Origin of the sequence: Boseongicola aestuarii, assembly GCF_900184815.1 — a bacterium.
Classification (GTDB): domain Bacteria; phylum Pseudomonadota; class Alphaproteobacteria; order Rhodobacterales; family Rhodobacteraceae; genus Boseongicola; species Boseongicola aestuarii.
On record NZ_FXXQ01000005.1, the window covers coordinates 123,266 to 146,176 of the forward strand.

Consider the following 22,911-nt stretch of genomic DNA (forward strand, 5'->3'; position numbering starts at 1 on the left):
ATCTCCTTTTCGGGTGTCGTAGGCATAAAGACAGAAGGCCACTTGTCCGGCTACTGCAGAAGCAGGGGCATCATCAGCGTTGCGAGACTGAGCACAAGAAAGAACCCGGCCATATCCGTGATTGTCGTCAGCAGCGGGCCACTTGCGACAGCAGGGTCCTGCCCCACTCCTTTGAGCAAGAGCGGCACCACGCCACCAATAGACACGGCAATCACCGTATTGACCGCCAGAGCAAGTCCAATGACCAGACCCAGGTACGGATTTCCTTTCCAGATCCAGCAAACGATGCCAATGAGAATCCCAAGCACGATGCCGTTGATCACCCCAACCGAGACCTCTTTCAGCCACACGCGCATGGCGTCCTTTGGGCGCACCAAACCCAGCGAAAGCTCGCGCATCGTAACGCCAACAGCCTGGTTGCCCGAGCAACCACTCATGTCGGAAACCATCGGCAGGAACACCGCGATTGCAATCACCGCGGCAAGTGTTTCTTCGTAAGCCGAAATGACGCTGGCTGCGATGATGTTGAGAACGATATTTGCCGACAGCCAGGCCAGCCGCCTGCGTGATCTGATCGCCAGCGGCATCGTCCGCAGTTCGTCTCCCACAATACCCTGCATACGAAGGTTTTCGCCTTCAGCACGCGCCAGAATGGCCGCGTCAACGGCAGTACGGGATACAACACCGACAAGCTCACCTGATCCATCGACCACCGGAAAGCCCAGAAAATCATGGTCGTTGAACAAATCTTGCAACGCCGTAAGCGACGCATTTGCCGTCACGGTCATCGGCGCGACCATGATTTCATCCAGTTTCACACTTCGCTTCGCCGTCAGCAAACCACGAAGCGAAACCACTCCAACCGGACGGTTCGCTTCGTCAACGATATAAGGATGCTGACCATTGTAGCGCTCAAGGTCTTCGTCGTCGCTGGCAAGGCTGCGCAGCACCGCTCCGACCGTCTGGTCAGCGCGGAATTTGAAAGCGTCGGCAAGCATCAGACCGCCCGCCGTGTCCGGGTCATATTCGGTCAGTCGACGTACCGCCGCGGCGTCTTCCGGCTTGATCGAAGCCAGAATCGCCTCTGCATCATTCGGATCAAGCTCGGCGATGACGTCAGCCTGCACATCCGAATCCAGCTCGTCAAAGATCTCGGCGGCTTTTTCGCTCTCCTGCCGTTCAATAAGTTCGCCGGCCAGTTCAAGCGGTGCCTCATCAATCAGCCGGGACGCAAGTTCCGCCGAAATGAGATAAATCAGGCTGTCACGTTCGTCAGGCGTAAACGCGAGAACAACACGGAGCGCCTCGCTGATGGTGACGCTTTCCAGCAAGACGTTCAGTTCCGCCGCATTGGCCTCCTTCAGGGCGCTTTCAACGGACTCGGTGATATCGATATCGGGCTGGACGTCTTCAAGCGACTGTGTTGGCGTCATGCACTTTTCCCTTCGAATTTGCAGGCCGGAAAGCGCCCCCAAACTTAAAAGCGATTCTATGAGGATCCGGCGTTAACCCGGTCACTTTTCGCCGCGCAAAGGTGCCGCTTGTGGCCAGTTGTGGCCCTTGGCGTAGCCCTTTTGTTCAAAATAATAAACAAAATTGATGATTTTTCACAAATTCAGTTGCGGAAATCACCGTCTTTCGTCAGTCTTGGTAATCAATTGGCACAATAGCGTGGTTGAATTGAAGATTTCCCAACCCAGCCAAAATATCGGCACGTGCCATGAACCGAGACGCATCAGGATGTCGGCGCGTGTCGGAGTTAAGATCTTTCGGCAAGGAAGACAAACGTCATGAGAAACAGGGAGATAATTATGAAAATGATCAAATACCTCGCTTTTGCGGGAGCCATGATGGCTGGAACCGCTTCAACCGCACAGGAGCAATTCATCACAATAGGTACTGGCGGCCAGACCGGTGTTTACTTCGTTGTAGGTCAGTCGATCTGCCGTCTGGTGAACCGTGGCACCGCTGACCACAACCTCAAGTGCACGGCACCGTCGACAGGGGGCTCGATCGCCAACATCAATGCGATCATGGCTGGTGATATGGATATGGGTGTGGCCCAGTCCGACTGGCAGTTCCACGCGTACAACGGAACATCCGAGTTCGAGGGCAACCAGTTCGAGGGCGAACGGGCTGTGTTCTCGGTACATGGCGAACCCTTCACTGTGATCGCCCGCGCAGACTCCGGGATCACAAGTTTTGCTGACCTTAAGGGCAAGCGCGTAAACATCGGCAACCCTGGCTCGGGACAGTATGCAACGATGCAAGTCGTTATGGATGCTCTTGGCTGGACCATGGATGACTTTGCGCTGGCGTCCGAGCTGAAGCCTGCCGAGCAAGCCGCCGCACTAGGCGACAACAAGGTCGATGCGATCATCTATACTGTCGGTCACCCGAACGGCTCGATCCAGGAAGCCGTCTCGACGACTGCAGCCGTACTTGTCCCGGTGACAGGCCCCGAGATTGACCAGCTTATTGCCAACAACCCCTACTATGCTGCCGCGACCGTTCCCGGTGGTATGTATGAAGGCTCGCCGGACAACGTGCAGACCTTTGGCGTCAAAGCGACGTTCGTTACCTCTGCGGATGTCGACGACGAAGTCGTTTATCAGGTCGTCAAGGCCGTCTTTGACAACTTCGACCGATTCAAGCGTCTGCACCCTGCATTCGAGAACCTGACCGAAGAAGAAATGATCAGCGACGGTCTATCCGCTCCGCTGCACCCCGGTGCAGAGCGCTACTACAAAGAGCGCGGCTGGATGTAAGTCGACCGCCTGCATTGAAAACGGGTGTGGCGGTCGCGCGCCGCCCACCTGACGCCACCTAAAGAGATGCCGTGCCTTTCGATAGGCCGCAGGGGGACTGACATGTCGGACAATCCAAACCAACAGCAAGCTGCCGCCGTTGAGAATGCTGCCGCCGGACGCGGAGGACTTAGCCAGGAAGAGCTCGATGCCCTCGTTGCATCCTCTGATACCGGTGGTCGTGGCACGGCTGGCACGGTCGGGATATTCCTGACCTGCGTTGCACTCGCCTGGTCGCTTTTTCAGCTTTGGATCGCTTCCCCTATTCCGTTTATTGTCGGCTGGGGCGTCTTTAACGACACCGAAAGCCGTTCCATTCACCTCGCCTTCGCCATTTTCCTGGCGTTCGCAGCCTTCCCCGCGGCCCGCACGAAATTTCAACTGGGACTGGGCATTGCAGTCCCCGTCATACTTGCGCTGCTCTTCATGACCGGTGCCAAAGAGGGAACCGCGACATGGTGGATCCCCATCGTAGGTCTCGTTCTCGTCGGAGCAGTCGTTCTCGGCTCTCCAAAAGAACGCATACCTGTTTGGGAGTGGGCGCTTGCCGTCATCGGTGCTATCGCTGCGCTCTATCTCTTCGTTTACTACCGCGACATCGCGGGCCGGGTCGGTGCGCCGATCATGCAAGACTTCGTGGTCGCGGTGATTGGCCTGATGTTGCTCCTTGAGGCGACACGCCGCGCTCTTGGGCCTGCCCTGATGATCGTCGCTTCGGTCTTTCTGATCTACACGGTGCTCGGGCCATATATGCCCAGTATTATCGCCCACAAGGGCAATAGCCTTTCGGAAATCGTGAACCATCAATGGATTACGACCGAAGGCGTTTTCGGCATCGCATTGGGTGTGTCGACCTCATTCGTATTCCTATTCGTTCTGTTCGGATCACTTCTCGACAGGGCTGGGGCGGGCAACTACTTCATTCAAGTCGCCTTCAGTTTGATGGGCCATATGAAGGGCGGGCCAGCAAAAGCCGCCGTGGTGTCTTCGGCCATGACCGGTCTGATCTCTGGCTCATCGATTGCAAACGTCGTAACCACCGGTACATTCACCATCCCTCTGATGAAGAAGGTCGGGTTCAGTTCCGAAAAAGCCGGAGCCGTCGAAGTTGCCAGTTCCGTCAATGGGCAGATCATGCCACCCGTGATGGGCGCTGCGGCCTTCCTGATGGTTGAATATGTCGGCATTCCCTATTTCGACGTGGTCAAGCACGCGTTCCTGCCTGCGGTGATTTCCTACATCGCGCTTGTCTACATCGTCCACCTCGAGGCCCTGAAGGCCGGAATGGAAGGGCTGCCACGCGCTTACACACCTAAACCACTGGTCGGTCGTCTGATCGGAATCGCTTTCACCATCGCGGCGATCTGCGCGATATCCTTCCTTGTCTACTATGGCATGGGCTGGATCCGCCCTGCATTCCCGAACTCGGCAGGCTATATCATCTTCGCATTCCTGACTCTGGTCTATGTGGGTCTGCTCTATGTCGCCTCAAAAGAAGAACCGCTTGAACTGGATGATCCCAATGCGCCGGTGACGGCTCTGCCATTACCAGGACCTACCATACGATCCGGATTGCACTTCATCCTGCCGGTGGTCGTACTGGTCTGGGCGCTGATGGTTGACCGCCTGTCCCCTGGACTGTCCGCGTTCTGGGCAACTGCATACATGGTCTTCATCCTGGTAACCCAACGGCCATTAACCGCGCTGATGCGGGGTGATAGCGCCTTCGGTTCCGCCGTCCTCCAAGGGGGCAAGGACCTGATCGACGGGCTTGAAACCGGCGCGCGCAACATGATCGGCATTGGTATCGCTACGGCAACTGCCGGCATTATCGTGGGCGCGGTCAGCCAAACCGGGGTCGGCTCGGCACTTGCCGATGTGGTAGAGGTTCTATCGGGCGGCAATATACTGGCAATCCTGTTCCTGACGGCCATCCTTTCACTGATCCTCGGAATGGGCTTGCCGACCACTGCGAACTACATCGTGGTCTCGGCACTGCTTGCACCCGTCATCGTAACACTCGGCCAGCAAAACGGCCTGATCGTACCGCTGATCGCGGTGCACCTCTTTGTCTTCTATTTCGGCATCATGGCGGACGTGACGCCGCCGGTTGGCTTGGCAAGTTTCGCCGCTGCCGCCGTATCAGGAGGCGATCCGATCAAGACCGGTGTCGTGGCATTCTTCTACAGCTTGCGCACCGCCGCGTTGCCCTTCCTGTTTATCTTCAACACCGAGCTTTTGTTGATTGGTGTGACATGGGCGCAAGGTATCTTTGTCTTCGTTGTCGCGACCATAGCGATGCTGCTGTTCGCGGCGGCAACGCAAGGCTGGTTCCTCGCTAAGAATCGCTTTTACGAAACCTTCGCGTTGCTGCTGATCGCCTTTACTCTGTTCCGGCCGGGGTTCTGGATGGATATGGTTTATCCACCCTACACCGAAGAAAACCCGACCGAAATTGCAGCGGCCGCACTGGCCACTCCTGTCGGTGAAGACCTGCGCATAAGGGTCGCTGGGGTCAACGATCTGGGTGACCCGATCGAATTCGTGGCCCTCTTGGCGATCGAGGAAGGTGCAACCGGCGAAGAGCGGCTTGAGAATGCAGGGCTGCTCTTCCGGGAAGACGGCGACGCGCTTATCATTGACGACGTGAGCTTTGGAAGCGCCGCCGAAACCGCAGGCCTCGACTGGGATCAGGAAGTCTTGCGGGTCCTGCGCCCCGTGGGTCAGCCGACCAAGTACCTGATGTTCATCCCAGCGCTCCTGCTTCTCGGTTTGGTCATCTTTTTGCAGCGCGGTCGCAACACGCCGACCACGCGCAAAGAAGCCGCAGCATAGAAAGGGCAAGTCATGTTCAAAAGCGTTTTGCTGACGATCGACCTTAACCATCCGGCGTCTTGGGAAAAGGCGCTGCCGCAAGCCGTGGAAATCGTACGCGCTTCCAAAGGCACGCTGCATGTCCTTTCGGTGGTTCCTGACCTGGGAACACCAATGGTCGAGAGCTTCTTCCCACCGGACTTTGAGAAGCAGGCCATTTCGGCCGCGAATACGGCCCTCAATGACCTCGTGACGAGGGAAGTTCCGCAGGAAATCAACGTCAAACAGCACCTTGCCTTCGGCAAAATCCATGATGAAGTGCTGGCCGGCATCGAAGAAACCGGTTGCGACCTTGTGGTCATGGCCTCGCATCAACCAGATCGCGTTCGCGAATTCCTGGTTGGCTCGAATGCCGACCGCGTTGTGCGCAGATCACCTGTTTCCGTTCTGGTCGTAAGGGCGTAATGAATGCGTGAGGCAGAGATACTGCGAGCCACGTCGGGCCGCCTCTGTTTTCACGGAGATTTTTAGACATGACCCCTTTCGCAATTGCAGGCGTGCAGATGTACGTCAACGCGCTTCATTCCAACGTCGATGGCATGATGCAACGCCTTGATATCCTAATGATGCGCTTTCCCTGGACACAGATGGTCCTTTTCAGCGAACTGGCCCCCTTTGGGCCGTTGGAAAAGTTCAAACTGCCGCAGGAGAACGATGTCATCGACAAGTTCTGCGAGGCTGCGCGGCGCCACAAAGTCTGGCTGATCCCCGGCTCGATGTTCCTGACGTCGCCGGATGACGGTCGCGTCTACAACACATCTCTGGTGATTGATCCCGATGGAAATATCGTGCGCCGCTACGCCAAGATGTTCCCGTTCCTGCCCTACGAGGCAGGTATTGCAGCTGGCACGGATTTCTGCGTTTTCGATGTGCCCAACGTGGGCCGTTTTGGTCTGTCGATCTGCTATGATATGTGGTTTCCCGAAACCACACGCCAATTGACCTCGCAGGGCGTCGAAGTGCTTTTGCACCCCGTCCTGACGGGTACAACCGACCGCGACGCGGAATTGGCGATTGCGCGTGCAACGGCTGCGCAATTTCAATGCTATGTCATTGATGTCAATGGCTTAGGCGCTGGCGGGGTCGGGAAATCCCTCGTTGTAGACCCGACGTCCCTGGTTCTGCACCAGTCTGCCGGTCAAGAGGACATGTTCCCAATAGAAGTTGACCTCTCCATGGTCCGGCGCCAGCGCGAGACCGGGATGAAGGGTCTTGGGCAGGTTTTGAAAAGCTTCCGTGACCGGTCCAGTGATTTCTCGGTCTATGACCGCGAAAGTGGCACCGACGCCTATCTCAAGTCGCTTGGACCGCTTGAAATACCGCAACAGGGGTCGCGCGCCGGCCTTCACGTAGATTTGCCAGCAACCGCCGAGGCCGAAGCACATGCCACGGCCCGCGCGCGCGCGCTGGGACTATCGCCCGTCATGGGCAAGACATCTAGCGGCTGACCGCAAGCGGCTGTCACGCCCTGCGGGACGGTCGTTTTCTGAAGGCTCTAATTGGGAGAACGACCGATGGATTCTGTGAGTGACTATTACTCTGCAACGCAGCTGCGTTCTGACAGATGGAGCGCACTGAGGGAAGTCACCAGCGAAATTGCCCGTGCACCCGGCAACAAGATTTCCGCACTCGACCGAGCCCGCGCACAAGAGCTGTTCGAGTCGCTGGCCTTGATCGAACCCTATTGGGCATTTCCCGGAATGGCCGCTTTTGATCACCTGCGCCGTCAGCTTGATCACAACAGCTTCGAAGACCTTGCCTTCGGTGTCCACCGCGTCACCCGCGCCCTCACGACCGGGGCCTACCGTCGTCGTCGCATCCCGCTTGAGCGCGACAATTTCAATACCCAGGAAGAATACGACGATGAAGCTCTGCTCTCGCCAGAAGCGCGGGCACTGGCGAAGCCTTATTTTGAAGTTCTCATTGTCGATAACGTCAGCGAACAGCAGGACCACTGGCTGAAAAGCAACGTCGCCAAGATGCGCCGCCCCGAGGATCCGTTCGTCTATGAAGCGGTCGTTGTCCCAAGCCTAGAAGACGCCCTGATTGCGGTGCTGTTCAATCACAATATTCAGGCGATCGTTGTGCGCCCGGGGCTGGTTCTGAAGTCCAGGATCGACAACGAAATCCTTCAGAAATACCTCAACAGTGCCGGCGGCAGCGACACGATCGATGCCATGAAACCCGAGGACTATGGCCCGGAGCTTTGCCGCCTGATCGGGCGCGTACGACCAGAACTTGACGCCTATCTGGTAACCGAACGCTCGGTCGAGGATATCGCCGGTCTGGACTTGGGGATTTGTCGCCGGGTCTTTTATAATCAGGAAGACTTCATGGAGTTGCACCTCAACATCCTGCGGGGCGTTGAGGCGCGCAACAAAACACCCTTCTTTACCGCCCTTGTAAACTACTCCAAGCAGCCGACGGGCGTGTTCCACGCGTTGCCGATCAGCCGAGGCAAATCGATCACGCGGTCGCATTGGATCCAAGACATGGGTGCGTTCTACGGGCCCAACATTTTTCTTGCCGAGACCTCCGCGACCTCGGGCGGCCTCGACAGCCTTCTGGAGCCGCATGGCCCCATCAAGCAAGCACAAGAGCTTGCAAGCCGGGCGTTTGGCTCAAAGCAGACCTTCTTTGCGACAAACGGAACATCGACCTGCAACAAGATCGTCGTGCAGGCGTTGGTGCGTCCAGGCGATATCGTGTTGGTCGACCGGGATTGCCACAAATCTCACCATTACGGCATGGTCCTGGCCGGCGCCGAAGTCGTCTACCTCGATAGCTATCCCTTGAATGAATACTCGATGTATGGCGCGGTGCCGCTGCGTGAAATCAAGCATCAATTGCTTGCCCTGAAGGCCGCGGGCAAACTGGATCGTGTGCGAATGCTGCTTTTGACCAACTGCACATTCGATGGTCTGGTCTATAACGTGGAACGCGTGATGGAGGAATGTCTGGCCATCAAGCCCGACCTGATCTTCCTGTGGGACGAAGCATGGTTCGCCTTCGCGCGCTTCAGCCCGACCTACCGCCAGCGAACGGCAATGCGCACGTCCAACAACCTGCGCAAACGGTTCCGCACCGAGCAGCATGCCGAGGCCTATGCAAAGCAGCAAATGGAGCTGAAAGACGCCACTGACGAAGACCTGCTGAACACACGGCTGATTGCTCCGCCGACGTCGCGCGTGCGAGTCTATGCCACACAGTCCACACATAAGACACTGACCTCATTGCGGCAGGGTTCAATGATCCACGTCAGTGATCAGGACTTCAAAGGCGAAGTCGAACAGTCGTTCCACGAGGCGTATATGACGCACACCTCGACCTCGCCCAACTATCAGATCATCGCATCACTGGATGTGGGACGTCGCCAGGTCGAGCTTGAAGGGTTCGAATTCGTCCAGCGCCAGATCGAGGCCGCGATGGCGATGCGCAAGGCGATCAGCAGCCATCCCTTGCTACAGAAATACTTCAAGGTTCTGACAGCGGGCGACATGATCCCCGAACATCACCGCCAAAGCGGTGTCACCAGCTACTTCGACAATGAACAGGGCTGGACAGATATGTGGGACTGCTGGGAGCAGGACGACTTCGTTCTGGACGCCACGCGTGTCACACTATCCGTCGGTGGCACTGGCTGGGATGGCGATACGTTCAAGAATGATGTCCTGATGGATAAGTACGGCATCCAGATCAACAAGACATCCCGCAACACCGTTCTGTTCATGACCAACATCGGAACCACAAGATCGTCGGTTGCCTATCTGATAGAGGTCCTGGTCGAGATTGCGAATGAGTTGGACGACCTCCTGGATGACGCCTCGAAAATGGAGCGCCTATCGTTTGAGCGACGGGTGAAGAACCTGACCGAAAACTATCCGCCGCTGCCTGATTTCAGCCGGTTCCACGATGCCTTCCGCCCTGACAATGTAACACCAGAAGGCGACATTCGAACGGCCTACTACCTGAGCTATGAGGAATCGAATTGCGATTACCTTGAACTCACCGGGTCACTGAAAGATGCGCTGGATGCGGGCGAGGAAGTCGTCTCTGCCAGCTTCATTATCCCTTATCCGCCGGGTTTTCCAATTCTTGTGCCGGGTCAGGTCATCAGTCAGGAAATCCTCGCGTTCATGCTGGCTCTCGATGTCAACGAAATCCACGGATATCGCCCGGATCTTGGTCTGCGCGTCTTTACACCGGAGGCATTGGCCGCCTTGCCCAAGGCCAAAGCAATCAAAACCGCTGCCGAATGAAGAAGGAGTAATTCAATGCCAACAGTACTCAGGAATATCTCGGAGATCCGCAGGTTCTTCCACCGTAACGAAGACCCGATTTACTTTATCTCGGCGACGAACTTCAACCTTCTTGGCCTCGATGAATGGGTCAAGAACTTCAAATACATCTGCTATATCGACTGCTATGGCGGCAAGCACCCCAACGTGTTCTGCCCGTCCGAGCAACCCCATGCCGAGTTCCAGTCGATCGAGGATATAAACAACTACCTGTTGCAGCACAAAGAGGTCATCGACTTCATCAAGCGGCGCGGTGGCAAGCCCAAATTCGTGTTCCTGATGTTTGACGAGGAAACGGAAAGGCTGTCCAAGGAGCTGGGTGCCGATGTCTGGTTTCCCAAAGCCAAGCTTCGCACGAGCATGGACAACAAGATCGAAACCGTGCGGATCGGCAACAAGGCGGGTGTCCCATCCGTCCCCAATGTGTTGGCCGAAGTGAAGTCCTATGAGGACCTGCGCAAGACCTGCGAAAAGGCAGGCATCGGGCACGATCTGGTTTTGCAGTCGGCCTTCGGTGACAGTGGCCACACAACGTTTTTCATCAAGTCCGAAGCTGACTTCCGCCGGCACGAACACGAGATCATCGGCGAAGGTGAAATCAAGATCATGAAGCGGATCGACTGTCGTGGCTCCGCGATCGAGGCCTGTGCCACCAAGGAAGGCACAATCGTCGGTCCGCTGATGACGGAACTTGTCGGCTTCAAGGAACTGACGCCCTATCGCGGCGGTTGGTGCGGCAACGAGATCCTCTCGACAGCCTTTCCGCCGAAGGTGCGTGAAAAAGCCCGCGACCTGACCTTCAAATTCGGAGAGCAGCTGCGCAAGGAAGGCTATCGCGGTTATTTCGAACTGGATTTCCTGATCGACAAAAAGACCGGTGACTTGTGGCTGGGCGAGCTGAACCCCCGCATCACAGGTGCGTCGTCCATGACAAACCATGCGGCCTTTGCTCACGCAGACGCGCCTTTGTTCCTGTTCCACCTGCTTGAGTTTTCGAAAAAGAAATTCGACCTCGATGTGGATGAACTCAACAGCCGCTGGGCAGACCCGGACATGATCGACAGTTGGTCACAGATGGTAATCAAACACACCGAGGACAGCGTGGATATCTGCACCGCAGCACCTGAAACCGGCATCTACAAAATGTTGGCGGACGGCAGCGTCGTCTATGATCGCTTCGACTACCACCGCCGCGCGGTAGAAAGCGAAAACGAAGCGTTCTTCCTGCGCATCCTTCAGCCGGGCGACTATCGTTACGAAGGTGCCGATATCGGTATCCTCGTGACCCGTGGCCGGTCGATGACCAAAGGATTCCAGTTGAACGAACGCGCCAAAAAGTGGATCCACGGCATCAAGCAAACCGTGGAAGGCAAGCCGCTTCCCGTGGCAAATGCCGGCCCGGCACTGGCGGAACCTGCCTTCAAGATCATGTAAGGACTGCCCATGCTTTGGCGCGCCCTCAGCGAACATACCCCCGGCCCGAAATGGGCCGGGCTTTTTGCCGAATACTGGCCAGACTACAGGCGTTGGTGGCTGAAAGAGGGCGATGCAGCGCGTCCCACCTATCTTGAAAGCCGCCGCGCACTAAAAGAGCATATGCCCGAGATTGTGCCGCTCTATGAAAGCCTTTGCGATCTTGCCGGTGGCGGAGATCAGGCATCTCGCTTCCTCAGCTTTTACTGCCCTCCCCCATACCTGTCCGGATGCAGTCAGGCGATCTGGACCGGCGAAGAACCCGTCCTGGTGCGCAACTACGACTACAACCCCGATGCATTCGACAGCCTTGTCCTGCAAACCGGCTGGCAAGGGCGCCGCGTCGTCGGCGTTTCAGACGGTCTGTGGGGGCTGGTTGACGGAATGAACGACGCAGGCCTTGCGATTTCACTGACCTTTGGCGGCAGGCGCGTTGTGGGGGATGGCTTCGGCGTGCCCCTGATCCTGCGCTATGTTTTGCAGACCTGCTCAACGGCCGAAGATGCCCGTAAAGTGCTACAACGTGTGCCCACACACATGAGTTACAACGTCACTGTTCTGGACGCCAAGCGCCACTTCCTGACGGCAATGATGGCCCCCGACCGACCAACCGTGATCACGCACGCCGCCGTGGCGACCAACCATCAGGAAAACGTCGAATGGCTGAGCCATGCGCGCTTCACCGCAACAGTCGAGCGCGAGCGGTTCCTGCTTCAGCGCCTGACCCTGCACCGCGACCCCGAGAACAAGTTCATTGGCGCGTTCCTTCGACCCCCGCTGTACTCCACGGCTTTCGATGCCGGGTTCGGCACGCTCTACACCGCAGTCTACCGCCCTCGCTTGCAACAACTGGAGGTGCGCTGGCCAGGCACCACATGGAGCCTCGGGATGGACGACTTCCAGGAAGGTGGCCGCCGGGTCCAAATCCCGGGCGCCGCATAAGGATTAGCCATGTCACACATCTTTCCTCGCCACACCAAACAGCCGCCCCCGGTCGCCGTTCGCGGTGAAGGGTGTTATCTCTACGACGACACCGGCAAACAATACTTGGATGCCTCCGGCGGCGCTGCGGTCTCCTGCCTTGGGCACGGCGACCGCGCGATTATTGATGCCGTCAAGGCGCAGCTTGACCAACTGGCCTACGCCCACACCGGGTTTTTGACCTCAAAGCCTGCCGAGACCCTTGCCGACCTACTGATTACACATGCGCCTGGCGACCTGGACCGTGTCTATCTTGTCTCCGGCGGCTCCGAAGCGATGGAAGCCGCGCTGAAGCTCGCGCGCCAGTATTTCGTCGAAAAGGGCGAACCACAGCGCGGTCGCCTGATTGCCCGCAAGCAAAGTTATCACGGCAACACGATGGGCGCGCTTTCCGCGGGCGGCAACGCCTGGAGACGTGCACAGTTCGGGCCGTTGCTCATCGACATGAGCCACATTGACCCTTGCTACGAATACCGCCTGAAGCGCGATGGTGAAACGCCTGAAGCATACGGACTTCGCGCCGCCAACCTGCTTGAAGAAGAGCTTTTGCGCGTCGGCCCCGAGAACGTCATGGCTTTCGCTGCCGAACCGGTCGTTGGCGCGACAGCCGGTGCGCTGACAGCCGCACCCGGTTATTTCAAACGCATTCGCGAGATCTGCGACAAATACGGAATTTTGCTGATCCTTGACGAAGTCATGTGCGGTATGGGCCGGACCGGCAGCCTCTTTGCCTGCGAACAGGACGGCATATCCCCGGATATTCTCTGCATCGCAAAAGGGTTGGGGGCTGGTTATCAGCCCATTGGGGCAATGCTCTGCAGTCGCGCAATCTACGAAGCTATCGAGAATGGCTCTGGCTTTTTTCAGCATGGGCATACCTATCTTGGCCACCCCACCGCCGCCGCCGCAGGCGTCGCCGTGGTGAATGCCCTTTTGGAACGCCAGTTGATCCCCCGCGTGGCCACGCAGGGCGAAAAACTGATGGCGGCGCTACACGCCAAACTCGGCCAGCACCCAAACGTCGGCGACATTCGTGGGCGCGGATTGTTCCAAGGTGTCGAACTGGTCGCGGACAGAGACTCCAAGGCTCCGTTCGACGCCTCGCGAAAGTTGGCCGGCAAGGTCAAGAAAGCCGCGTTCGAGGCGGGCATGATCTGTTACCCGATGAGTGGCACAATCGACGGACAATCCGGCGATCACGTGCTTCTGGCCCCGCCCTTCATCATCAGCGACGATCAGATTGATGAACTTGTCGGGAAGCTCTCGGTTGCGATCGAAACCGCTTTGACCAGCTGAAGGACCACCATGTCAGATCCCTGCATCATCTGCGTTGCCATCACCGGTTCGGTTCCACGCAAAGAAGACAATCCCGCCGTGCCGATCACGATCACAGAACAGATCGAGTCCACCCATGCCGCGTACGAAGCAGGCGCAACCATCTGCCACGCCCATGTACGCAACGATGATCAGACGCCGTCGTCCGACCCGGAAAAATTTGCCGCCCTGAAGGAAGGTATAGAGAAACACTGCCCCAGCATGATCATACAGTTCTCCACTGGCGGACGATCAGGGTCAGGTAACGAGCGCGGCGGAATGCTGCCCTTGCGCCCCGACATGGCGTCCCTTGCGGTCGGTTCGAATAACTTTCCGACCCGCGTCTACGAAAACCCGCCACAACTGGTCGACTGGCTGGCGTCCGAGATGCGCACCCATGACGTCAAACCCGAGATCGAAGCTTTTGATCTCTCCCATATCCACCAGGCAGCCGCGATGAACCGCGATGGTCGCATCCCTGGTGATCTCTATGTGCAGTTCGTCATGGGGGTGAAGAACGCCATGCCCATAGACCGCGAAACATTTGATTTCTATGTAAAAACCGTCAAACGCATCGCGCCAACGGCCAAATGGTGCGCGGCGGGCGTCGGCGCGGGACAGATCATCGTCAGTGAATGGGCGATCGCTGCGGGGGGCCACACGCGCACCGGACTGGAAGACAACGTGCGCTGGGACAAACACACCCTCGCCCCGTCCAACGCCGCACTTGTGGAACGCACCGCCGAAATCTGTGCGCGCTACGACCGGCCGGTCGCCACCCCGGCCCAAGCGCGTGACATACTTGGGCTGCACCCCTAGCCGATCTCGCCCACTCCCGGCCAGCGCATTGGCAGGGGTTCGCGGGGACCGACACGCCCTTGGCGGTCCGAAGCCGACGAAAATCGAGCGTGTCCCGCGACTGGATGATCGAACTGCCCGAGACCGAAGGCCAGAGCAATCTGTCCTTGCGCAAGTGTGCAGAGGCAGTCGGTGTCAGCGCGACCGCACCGCAAAACCATCTTGCCAACAAGGCCGCGCTTCTGACGGCTCTGGCAACGCAGGGTTAAACCGATTTGGAAACCTATATGCGTCGAAGAACAAATGAGGCGACTGACTGCGAAGCGCGATGAGACGCTGCACTTCTTGGTTACGTCGCATTCGCACAGGCCCATCCCACGATTTACGAATTGATATATGCACAAGACGGGGTGTCATCGAGGGACGCGGAACTCATGCGCAATGTCCGAGGGTGCATTGTTATCCTTGTCGAAATCTCAAAGGACTTCGGACGATTTCAGGGAAGAGCCACAGAAGTTGATGCCAAACAGCAGTTGTTCGCGTGGAGTTTGGTCCATGGTTATGCGCAGTTATTGACAGCCAACCGCTTCAAAAAGGATGATAAACCAAGCATGAATATTTTGGACATCATCCCCGATTTGCAGTGCTGAAAGCCGACTTTATAGCGCGGTGCAGCATTCGACGCATTCGGGGTAAAATCGTGAACCTCTAGCAACAGTACGCCGGCCAGACTTCAACGTTCCCATGCGATAGCCGGGAAAGACAGCATAGCATCTCTCTTGTGTCCGTGATCTTGGTTAGGGTTTCAAATAAGATATGGCGACTGTGTGAAGACACGTGGACAGCGTGCGAGCACCCCGTCGGGCTCAAGCCCGCTTGTCCTGAAAAATCACCTAATGCCTTATTCCGGATCCTTCTGACCAGCCCCTGCCTCGCCTGAAGCCGGGTTCCCCGAAAAGGACTTGCACGCGATCAGAGCGGTCGAGAAAGCTCCGCCCCTTTACAAGGCCGCAGAAGTATCTAGCCCGCCACGCGTCAATGTCTCGCGGCAGCCCTCCTCATTCGCCTGATCTATGAATGGCCCTCCGACGATAACAGCACAAACGCAGCACCCATCAAGGACTAGGGGGAATAGTGTCCCAGACCCAGCAACCCCAATTCGATTGCATGGAACAAGACCTCGCAAAGTCTAAAGAAATCAACGAGCTCTCGATCAGAGTGCTGCAAAGATGAAACCGCGCTTGTCAAATCCAAAATCTCAGTGATAGCCTGATGGGACATAACCGGGCAGCGGGGTGTCTTCCGGACCCGCCCGACGTCTCATCTGACGCGTGAAATCCCCGCGAAAGGCGCTGGTCCAAAGATCGGCTGATTTCAAAATCCGCAAGGGCAAGCCCTTTTGCGAGAAAACGGGAGTGTTTCATGAGAACTGCAGGGATCGTCGGCATTGGAGATATGGGCAGCGGTTTGGCAAAGAACCTGCTTAAGAACGGCTTTGAAGTAACGGGTATTGATCTCAAACCCGAGCGCATGGCGGCATTTGTTGCAATGGGCGGCAAAGCTGCGCAGACCCCTGCACAAGTCGCTGCAGCATCGCAGGCCGTCTTTGTCATGGTTATGACGGGTGACGAGGCCAAGAACGTGATTTTAGGCGACGACGGGCTAGTTGCGCACCTGCCCAAAGGAGGCGCCATAATCCTGAGCGCGACGATCAAGCCCAAAGAAGCCCGCGAGATCGGAGAGGCAATGCGCGGGAGCGAGGTCCACTTGATTGATACCCCGGTTTCGGGCGGGTTTCCCGGAGCTCAGAGTGGCACGTTGACGATGATGGCGGCCGCCCCCGACGGCGTGTTGGACAGGTTTGCGCCCTTCATGGATGCCGTGTCCGCCAATATCCACCGTGTCGGCATCAATGCTGGTGATGGACAGACAGTCAAAGCCTGTCTGCAGTCGCTAATCGGCGCACAGTTCTCGGCCACGTTTGAAGCGGCTGCACTTGCGGCCAAGGCGGGTGTGCCCGGACAGGTATTGCTCGACGTCTTCAGCACATCTTCGGCCGGCTGCGGAGTCGTGAACAATGCGCTGGAAAAAGTCATCGACCGCCAGTTCGAAGGAACGGGCAGCCACATCAATACCATGCATAAAGATCTCACCATCTCGATGGGGCTTGGCGAGGAATTGGGCGTGCCCCTTCATACCGCCGCCTCTGCAATGCAGATATTTCACGCAGGGCGGACCAAATACCCAAACGGAGACAACTGGGTTTGCACACGCGTCATAGAAGAAATTATCGGAGCGGAGTTGCACCGTAATGGCAGACCATGAAGCTGGGTGTCATATGTGATGGCATAAGCCGTGACTTGTTTCATGCGATCGACGTCATGGATGAATTCGATCTCGAATATGCGGAATTACAGTTCGTCGGTAACACAGAGGTTGGTGACCATACATCGCACGAGATCGGCCAGATCGATCGGTTATTAAGGGACCGGGGCAAACCCGTGTCATGCCTGTCGCGTCATATTTTTGCGGGGATGACATCAGCAAACAAGGTTGGGGACACACTGCACACTCAGCACATGGACGCTTTGGCACGTGTGATTGACATGGCGCACATCGTTGGCAGTCCGCTGGTCAGAATAATGACGCCGAAAAAAGAGCAGATTCTTTGGGGCTCAAATGGCGCTGAAAAATGGAACGTTGCAAGCGGCGCCTGGGACGCGATGTTGCCGCTGATCGCACCCGCAGTAGATCTGGCACGCGAGGCCAGTGTGACGTTAGTTGTCGAAACAGGCAATGGGACAATGGTCAACTCAAACTATACTGCGCGTCGCTTGATTGACGATCTGGATGCAAAGGATGTTCTCCAAGTGTTGTGGGACCCGGCCAATAATTGCTGGTGCCACGAGACTGCCTATCCCGATGGCTATGATCAGGTACGAGACGGCTATCTCGGGCATATTCATATCAAGGATGTTCAGGTCGACACGCCACGCGCATTTCTGGAAATCAAGCAGCTGGGACATGGTCAGATCGCACCGCTGTTTGCCCCTATTTCAGAAGCGTTGGCGCGCGACAATTACGACGGCGTGATCTCGCTGGAGAGTGTGTTTCATTCAGGTGATGGAGACTTTGAGGCAGGCTTTCGAAAATGCATTCCCTATTTCAAGGAAGTGTTTGGGTAAGTGTGGACCACGGTCTTGAGGACATGAGACTCAGCCGACCAACAACCAGCCTTCAAGCTCTGCTCTCGCGCTACCAGCGACGGCCACCCTGCCCACTTTCGGACCGTTTCGAATGCGACTGGCAGAACCTGTAGGTAGCTTCGCGTCAGACGGTCACCGCAGTCCGCCTTCGGCGGCGATGGCGTCGAATTTTGCCTGATCGAACCACCAGAAATCGACATTGCGGTTAAAATCATAAGGCGCAGGCGTTTCCGGGATTCCAAAGATGTCCCAAACCGCGACGCGGTGCGCACCCAGATGCCAGTTCCCGATCCACAAGAGCTTCTGGCGCAGCACCCGGTCGAGCGCACGTGCTGCCGTTACAAGCTCGTCCCGGCTCCCAGCATTCACCGCGCGTTCGATCAGCGCATCGACAACCGGATCGGCCAGGCCGGTCAGGTTGTTGCTGCCTTCCGCGCTTGCGGCCTTTGAGCCGTAAAAGGCCCTGAGTTCCGCACTGGGGGTCACGGCCACGCTCCACGCGGTCGCAGAAAGGTCGAAATCAAACTGCTGGCGGCGCTCGGTCAGCGATGAGGGTTCGATCAACTCGAACTCTGTGTCTATTCCAAGGGCCTGGAGATTTTGGACGAATGGAACCATGACTCTCTCCAGGCTACGGCTGTCTTCCGGGAACTCCAGCGACAGCACGTTTCCGTCAGAGTTGCGACGGATACCGTCGCTGCCCACGGTCCAGCCGGCCTCGTCCAGAAGGGCTGAGGCCTGGCGCATGGCGGAACGATCACGGGGCTGTGGTGAGCCACTATAAGGAACATAGGCGGGGTCGGTAAAAATCTCGTCTGGCAATTGGTCCCGGAATTCATTCAAAAGCGCCAACTCGCCGCCCTCGGGCAGGCCAGACGCCTGCATGTCGGTGTTCTCGAAAAAACTGTCCGTGCGCTTATAGGTCCCGTAAAACAACGTGTCGTTGGTCCATTCGAAATTGAATGCAAGTTCCAGCGCTTTGCGCACGCGGCGGTCCTGAAGAACCGGATTGCGCAGATTGAACCAGATTCCCTGAGCGTTGGCGGGGCGCCCGTCGGGAATGATCATCTGTTTGACCCAGCCGCGCTGGACGGCCGGGAAATCATATCCGGTGGCCCAAGAGGCCGACCGGTATTCAACCCGCATCGTGTATTCACCGGCGGCAAATGCTTCCAGACCAACGGTGTCATCCGCAAAGTATTCATAGGCGAAACAGTCGAAATTATTGCGACCGACGTTCACCGGAAGATCACGCGCCCAATAGTCGGGATCGCGGCAGAACCGCACCGTGCGTGGCGGATCGACCCGATCCAAAAGGTACGGCCCCGACCCAAGCGGTGCGACGATCCATGTCTCGTCGAACGGGTGGGCGTTATAGAAATGCTCCGGCAGCACCGGAAGACTGGCCAGATCGCCGGGGAACGCTGCGCCGGCACCGGGGCCAAGATCGAACCGCACGCGGTGTTTGTCTTCTGCTTCAACAAGGGACACGTCGCTGAGCAGGTTGCGGTAGTAAGGGTGCCCCATGGTCTTCAACGCATCGACAGTAAATACGATGTCGCTGGCAGTGACCGGTTCACCGTCGTGAAACCGCGCCTCAGGCCGCAGGTTGAAGGCGACCCATGACAGATCTTCCGGGTATTCGATGGTTTCCGCGACAAGGCCATAGTAGGCGTCAGGTTCGTCATAGGCCCGCACCATAAGACTGTCATACATGTGCACGCCGACTTCGGGCGCGCTGTCGCCCTTGATAATAAAAGTGTTCAGGCTGTCGAAAGTCGGCGTGCCGTAAAGCTGGCGCTGACTCATCGTGCCGCCCTTCGGTGCCTCGGGATTGGCATAATCGAAATGGCTGAAATCGGGGCCGTATTTCAGATCGCCGAAGGCGGAGTAGCCATGGCTGACAGTGTTTTCCGCCAGAGCCGGGACGGCAAAGACGAGGGCAGCGAAGACGGTGGCAGCGCGCAGGGACATGGGTTCACTTCCTTTGATGACAAGACCCATCACAGGGCGCGGGAGGCGGGTCTGTCAAGGGGCGCGCTGTTCACTCTTTGCCGATGTCGGAGTTTGGGTTCTAAGGCGCCGCCTGCGGTGCCCGAATTGCCCGCAACGATAAAGGATCACGGGTCGTATTTCCGCTTCATGGTCTTGCTGCGCAGATCGCTTGATACTAGTCCAAAGGGACGCTTTCGTAACAACAGGACCAAAGAGCCTGGCAGACCGTTGGCTCGGCAACGGACGACATTGGCCAATGCTCGTCTTTGATCAAGGATGGAGATGCTCATGCCTAAGTCAATTGCCAACCCTATGGCGGACCGATTGCGCGCGCTTATTGCGCGAGGCGAATTAATCAAAATGCCCTGCTGCTTTGATGCACTGTCTGCAAAACTGATCGAACAAGCTGGGTTCGAGCTGACTTTTCTTTCCGGTTTTGGCGCCTCGGCCTCAAGGCTGGGGGCGCCCGATACCGGACTCATGAGTTATGGCGAGGTTCTTGATCAAGCACGCAATGCCATGCAGCCGCTTACAATCCCCATGATGGCAGACGGCGACACAGGCTATGGAAATCCGATGAATGTCATGCGCACCGTGACAGGTTTGGCGCGCGCAGGCTGCGCTGCAGTCATGATCGAAGATCAGGTCGCTCCAAAGCGCTGCGGTCATACCGAAGGCAAGAGCGTTGTGGATCGTAACGAAGCCATCGAACGCATTCACGCGGCAGTAGAGGCCCGCGCCGACCACGATACCGTAATTCTTGCTCGAACAGATGCGCGCAGAGAGCACGGGCTCGACGAAACCCTCGCCCGCGCCGAGGCGTTTGCCAAAATCGGGGCAGATATTCTCTTCATAGAAGAACCCTACTCAACCGAAGAGATGGCGACGATTTGCCAGTCCATCCAAGGTGTGCACATGGCAAACATGCTGGAAGGCGGCCAAACGCCAATTCTTCCTCCCGATGAACTCGAAGCACTCGGATATTCTATCGCAGCCTATCCAATCACGCTGCTTTCGGCCGCGATGAAAGCGATGAATGCCGCCCTGGCGGACCTCGCTGCAGGACAATCCACAAAAGAGCACCTTTTGGACTTTGCCGATCTGCGCCGCCAGATTGGTTTTGATGACTATCACAGCAAAGCGAACGCATTGAGACGTCGAGCGCGATAGTTTCGTCGGCTGCAAAGTGATGAAATTTGCGTCCAGGATTGTCGGGTTCGTTCAAGGGGGTATGCGGATTGCGTGCACCGCCTTAACCTACCGATAGAAGCTGAATTACGTCAAAGCCTCCCGCCTTGGCAGCAGCGACACCTTGAACAGAGTCCTCAATCACAAGGACTCCGTGATCGGATAGAAGCAAGTTGGCGGCGCGGAGGAAAATATCCGGCGCTGGTTTCGGGGGTAAACCGTCACTGATCGCCACGATGTGATCGAAGTATTCCCGCAATCCTGTCGCTTGAAGCGACGCCTCTGCAACGGGTCTTTCCGCGTTCGTTCCAACGGCCATTGGACCGACCTTCGACAGCGCCTCAACCAAACTTTTGGTGTCTTGTATGGCGACGACCTTGTCACTGATTGCGACAAACGCTTCGATACTACGTTTGCACGCAAGTTCGATGTCGAGGGGCTGCATGACTGCCGAGAACTCCTTGAAAAGAGAAACACGATCCAATCCTGTTCTTTCAAGATACCAATCGCGGTCCAGTGCCTGTCCCTGCTCTGAAATCGCCTGCGAAAAGGACTGAAAATGCACTTCGGAGCTTTCGACGAGCGTTCCGTCACAATCAAAAATGAAAGCTCGATAGCCGCGCTGCGAAATCACATTTCTCCAGGTATCAGATGTAATTTCGAGAACCTCATCACCGTCAGTATGAAGGAGCGCGGTAATCATTTTGACTTTTCCCAAATCATCGTTCCGGACATGCGTAATCACCAACTAACAGACTGAACAGGCGTCGGTATCCCCAAACCACAGCCGTGGTCCATTTCACTTCACAAACTCGAAAATTTCGCTACCGTAAGGTTTGTGGGATCAGGACTGCAATAAAAAATGCGGCTGTCACACACTTCTTGTCCGCACCAAGACTGTGTTGACGGGACAAAATAAAGGGCCTCGGGCCCGACCACGGGAGGAATACCATGAAGAGATTAAGCACACTCGCGTTGACATCTATCGTCGCGCTAACCGCAGGCGTTTCGGCTGCGCAGGCCGACAAACTGACGCTGTATTGTTCGGCCCAGGAAGACTGGTGCCAATTGATGGCGCGCAGCTTTGAGGATGCGACGGGCATCGACGTGGACATGACGCGCAAGTCGTCCGGCGAGACCTTCGCCCAGATCAAGGCAGAATCTACGAACCCACGGGGCGACGTCTGGTGGGGCGGCACGGGCGATCCACATCTGCAGGCGGCTGAAGAAAACCTGACGGCGGCCTATGTTTCGCCAATGCGGGCCGAACTTCACGACTGGGCGATCAGTCAGGCAACCAGTGCTGGCGACAAGACCATCGGCATCTATTCCGGCGCTCTTGGCTATGGATACAACACCGAGCTTTTGGCGGGGAACAATCTGCCTGAGCCATCCTGCTGGATGGATCTGACAAAGCCTGAATACAAAGGCCATGTGCAGATGGCGAACCCGAACTCGTCCGGCACTGCCTACACGACGCTGGCCTCGATGGTGCAGATCTTCGGCGAGGACGAAGGCTTTGAATTCATGAAAGGGCTCCACGCCAATATCAACCAGTACACCAAGTCGGGGTCCGCTCCGATCAAGGCGGCGGGTCGCGGCGAAACCACCATTGGCATCGTCTTCATGCACGACGCCGTGGCGCAGGCTGTTGCCGGGTTCCCGGTCAAAGTGGTGGCCCCGTGCGAAGGCACCGGCTACGAGATCGGCTCGATGTCTATCATCGAAGGCGCGCGGAACATGGACGAAGCCAAGCAGTTCTATGATTGGGCTCTATCAGCGGACGCCCAGAACCTTGCGCTGCAGGTAAACGCGTTCCAGGTGCCGTCGAACGTGGGCGCCGAGACATCGCCATCCGCGCCTGACATGTCGACGATCAAACTGATCGATTATGACTTCAAGACCTATGGTTCATCCGATGAACGCAAGCGTCTGCTTCAGAAATGGGATGAAGACGTCTCAACGTTGCCGCAGTAA

Annotated in this window: 17 protein-coding genes and 1 pseudogene; 15 read left to right on the forward strand and 3 right to left on the reverse strand. The window is 57.0% G+C overall.

Translation table 11 applies throughout. The annotated features are described in order from the left end of the window. Positions 1–50 precede the first annotated feature (50 nt). Positions 51–1,433, reverse strand: a complete 1,383-nt coding sequence (gene mgtE / locus BOA8489_RS09050) for a magnesium transporter (protein ID WP_093973702.1) — start codon at positions 1,431–1,433, stop codon at positions 51–53. A 378-nt stretch (positions 1,434–1,811) separates the two neighbouring features. Between mgtE and BOA8489_RS09055 the strand changes: the two genes are divergently transcribed. From BOA8489_RS09055 to BOA8489_RS09110, 13 genes and pseudogenes are all read left to right on the forward strand, one after another. Beyond that, a complete protein-coding gene (locus BOA8489_RS09055; protein WP_093973703.1) occupies positions 1,812–2,768 on the forward strand; it encodes a TAXI family TRAP transporter solute-binding subunit in 957 nt (318 codons plus the stop codon). A gap of 102 nt (positions 2,769–2,870) precedes the next feature. Then, complete coding sequence (locus tag BOA8489_RS09060) at positions 2,871–5,642, forward strand: TRAP transporter permease (protein ID WP_176440250.1); 2,772 nt, start codon at positions 2,871–2,873, stop codon at positions 5,640–5,642. A gap of 12 nt (positions 5,643–5,654) precedes the next feature. Beyond that, positions 5,655–6,086 (forward strand): universal stress protein, encoded by a 432-nt coding sequence (locus BOA8489_RS09065; protein WP_093973704.1) that lies wholly within the window; start codon positions 5,655–5,657, stop codon positions 6,084–6,086. Positions 6,087–6,154: 68 nt separating this feature from the next. After that, positions 6,155–7,129, forward strand: coding sequence for a carbon-nitrogen hydrolase family protein (locus tag BOA8489_RS09070; protein WP_093973705.1), 975 nt, complete (start codon positions 6,155–6,157; stop codon positions 7,127–7,129). Between the two features lie 66 nt (positions 7,130–7,195). Further along, positions 7,196–9,940, forward strand: a complete 2,745-nt coding sequence (locus tag BOA8489_RS09075; protein WP_093973706.1) for an aminotransferase class I/II-fold pyridoxal phosphate-dependent enzyme — start codon at positions 7,196–7,198, stop codon at positions 9,938–9,940. A gap of 15 nt (positions 9,941–9,955) precedes the next feature. After that, the gene (locus tag BOA8489_RS09080) at positions 9,956–11,413 is read left to right on the forward strand and encodes a biotin carboxylase (protein ID WP_093973707.1); all 1,458 of its coding nucleotides are present in this window, start codon (positions 9,956–9,958) and stop codon (positions 11,411–11,413) included. Between the two features lie 9 nt (positions 11,414–11,422). Then, the gene (locus BOA8489_RS09085) at positions 11,423–12,394 is read left to right on the forward strand and encodes a C45 family autoproteolytic acyltransferase/hydrolase (protein ID WP_093973708.1); all 972 of its coding nucleotides are present in this window, start codon (positions 11,423–11,425) and stop codon (positions 12,392–12,394) included. 9 nt (positions 12,395–12,403) lie between these two features. Then, on the forward strand, positions 12,404–13,729 hold the full coding sequence (locus tag BOA8489_RS09090) for an aspartate aminotransferase family protein (protein ID WP_093973709.1): 1,326 nt from the start codon (positions 12,404–12,406) through the stop codon (positions 13,727–13,729). A 9-nt stretch (positions 13,730–13,738) separates the two neighbouring features. Then, positions 13,739–14,566 carry a 3-oxoadipate:acetyl-CoA acetyltransferase gene (locus BOA8489_RS09095; protein WP_093973710.1) on the forward strand — a complete coding sequence of 276 codons (828 nt, stop codon included), beginning with the start codon at positions 13,739–13,741 and terminating at the stop codon, positions 14,564–14,566. 89 nt (positions 14,567–14,655) lie between these two features. Continuing rightward, the gene (locus BOA8489_RS20410; protein ID WP_176440251.1) at positions 14,656–14,814 is read left to right on the forward strand and encodes a TetR/AcrR family transcriptional regulator; all 159 of its coding nucleotides are present in this window, start codon (positions 14,656–14,658) and stop codon (positions 14,812–14,814) included. A gap of 78 nt (positions 14,815–14,892) precedes the next feature. Then, positions 14,893–15,195, forward strand: a pseudogene (locus tag BOA8489_RS09100) (TetR-like C-terminal domain-containing protein); the annotation flags it as partial. Positions 15,196–15,916: 721 nt separating this feature from the next. Further along, entirely contained in the window at positions 15,917–16,870 is a 954-nt protein-coding gene (locus BOA8489_RS09105; protein ID WP_281256181.1) for an NAD(P)-dependent oxidoreductase, read from the forward strand. Further along, positions 16,867–17,730 carry a sugar phosphate isomerase/epimerase family protein gene (locus tag BOA8489_RS09110; RefSeq protein ID WP_093973713.1) on the forward strand — a complete coding sequence of 288 codons (864 nt, stop codon included), beginning with the start codon at positions 16,867–16,869 and terminating at the stop codon, positions 17,728–17,730. Before BOA8489_RS09105 ends, BOA8489_RS09110 begins: the two co-directional genes overlap by 4 nt. A gap of 153 nt (positions 17,731–17,883) precedes the next feature. Here BOA8489_RS09110 and BOA8489_RS09115 read toward each other — a convergent pair whose 3' ends face one another. Next, complete coding sequence (locus BOA8489_RS09115; protein ID WP_176440252.1) at positions 17,884–19,725, reverse strand: extracellular solute-binding protein; 1,842 nt, start codon at positions 19,723–19,725, stop codon at positions 17,884–17,886. A 309-nt stretch (positions 19,726–20,034) separates the two neighbouring features. Here BOA8489_RS09115 and BOA8489_RS09120 point away from each other — a divergent pair, with 309 nt between their 5' ends. Further along, on the forward strand, positions 20,035–20,916 hold the full coding sequence (locus tag BOA8489_RS09120; protein WP_176440253.1) for an isocitrate lyase/PEP mutase family protein: 882 nt from the start codon (positions 20,035–20,037) through the stop codon (positions 20,914–20,916). A gap of 82 nt (positions 20,917–20,998) precedes the next feature. Here the strand turns inward: BOA8489_RS09120 and BOA8489_RS09125 are convergent, their stop codons facing one another. Next, positions 20,999–21,637 carry an HAD family hydrolase gene (locus BOA8489_RS09125; RefSeq protein WP_093973715.1) on the reverse strand — a complete coding sequence of 213 codons (639 nt, stop codon included), beginning with the start codon at positions 21,635–21,637 and terminating at the stop codon, positions 20,999–21,001. A gap of 248 nt (positions 21,638–21,885) precedes the next feature. On the opposite strand from BOA8489_RS09125, the gene BOA8489_RS09130 reads away from it, so the two are divergent. After that, a complete protein-coding gene (locus tag BOA8489_RS09130) occupies positions 21,886–22,911 on the forward strand; it encodes an ABC transporter substrate-binding protein (RefSeq protein ID WP_093973716.1) in 1,026 nt (341 codons plus the stop codon).

Excerpts from the sequence above, each read along its gene's own strand:
- mgtE (WP_093973702.1), bottom strand. The coding sequence starts at position 1,433 with ATGACGCCAACACAGTCGCTTGAAGACGTCCAGCCCGATATCGATATC.
- BOA8489_RS09055 (WP_093973703.1), top strand. The coding sequence starts at position 1,812 with ATGAAAATGATCAAATACCTCGCTTTTGCGGGAGCCATGATGGCTGGA.
- BOA8489_RS09060 (WP_176440250.1), top strand. The coding sequence starts at position 2,871 with ATGTCGGACAATCCAAACCAACAGCAAGCTGCCGCCGTTGAGAATGCT.
- BOA8489_RS09065 (WP_093973704.1), top strand. The coding sequence starts at position 5,655 with ATGTTCAAAAGCGTTTTGCTGACGATCGACCTTAACCATCCGGCGTCT.
- BOA8489_RS09070 (WP_093973705.1), top strand. The coding sequence starts at position 6,155 with ATGACCCCTTTCGCAATTGCAGGCGTGCAGATGTACGTCAACGCGCTT.
- BOA8489_RS09075 (WP_093973706.1), top strand. The coding sequence starts at position 7,196 with ATGGATTCTGTGAGTGACTATTACTCTGCAACGCAGCTGCGTTCTGAC.
- BOA8489_RS09080 (WP_093973707.1), top strand. The coding sequence starts at position 9,956 with ATGCCAACAGTACTCAGGAATATCTCGGAGATCCGCAGGTTCTTCCAC.
- BOA8489_RS09085 (WP_093973708.1), top strand. The coding sequence starts at position 11,423 with ATGCTTTGGCGCGCCCTCAGCGAACATACCCCCGGCCCGAAATGGGCC.
- BOA8489_RS09090 (WP_093973709.1), top strand. The coding sequence starts at position 12,404 with ATGTCACACATCTTTCCTCGCCACACCAAACAGCCGCCCCCGGTCGCC.
- BOA8489_RS09095 (WP_093973710.1), top strand. The coding sequence starts at position 13,739 with ATGTCAGATCCCTGCATCATCTGCGTTGCCATCACCGGTTCGGTTCCA.
- BOA8489_RS09110 (WP_093973713.1), top strand. The coding sequence starts at position 16,867 with ATGAAGCTGGGTGTCATATGTGATGGCATAAGCCGTGACTTGTTTCAT.
- BOA8489_RS09115 (WP_176440252.1), bottom strand. The coding sequence starts at position 19,725 with ATGTCCCTGCGCGCTGCCACCGTCTTCGCTGCCCTCGTCTTTGCCGTC.
- BOA8489_RS09120 (WP_176440253.1), top strand. The coding sequence starts at position 20,035 with ATGCCTAAGTCAATTGCCAACCCTATGGCGGACCGATTGCGCGCGCTT.
- BOA8489_RS09125 (WP_093973715.1), bottom strand. The coding sequence starts at position 21,637 with ATGATTACCGCGCTCCTTCATACTGACGGTGATGAGGTTCTCGAAATT.
- BOA8489_RS09130 (WP_093973716.1), top strand. The coding sequence starts at position 21,886 with ATGAAGAGATTAAGCACACTCGCGTTGACATCTATCGTCGCGCTAACC.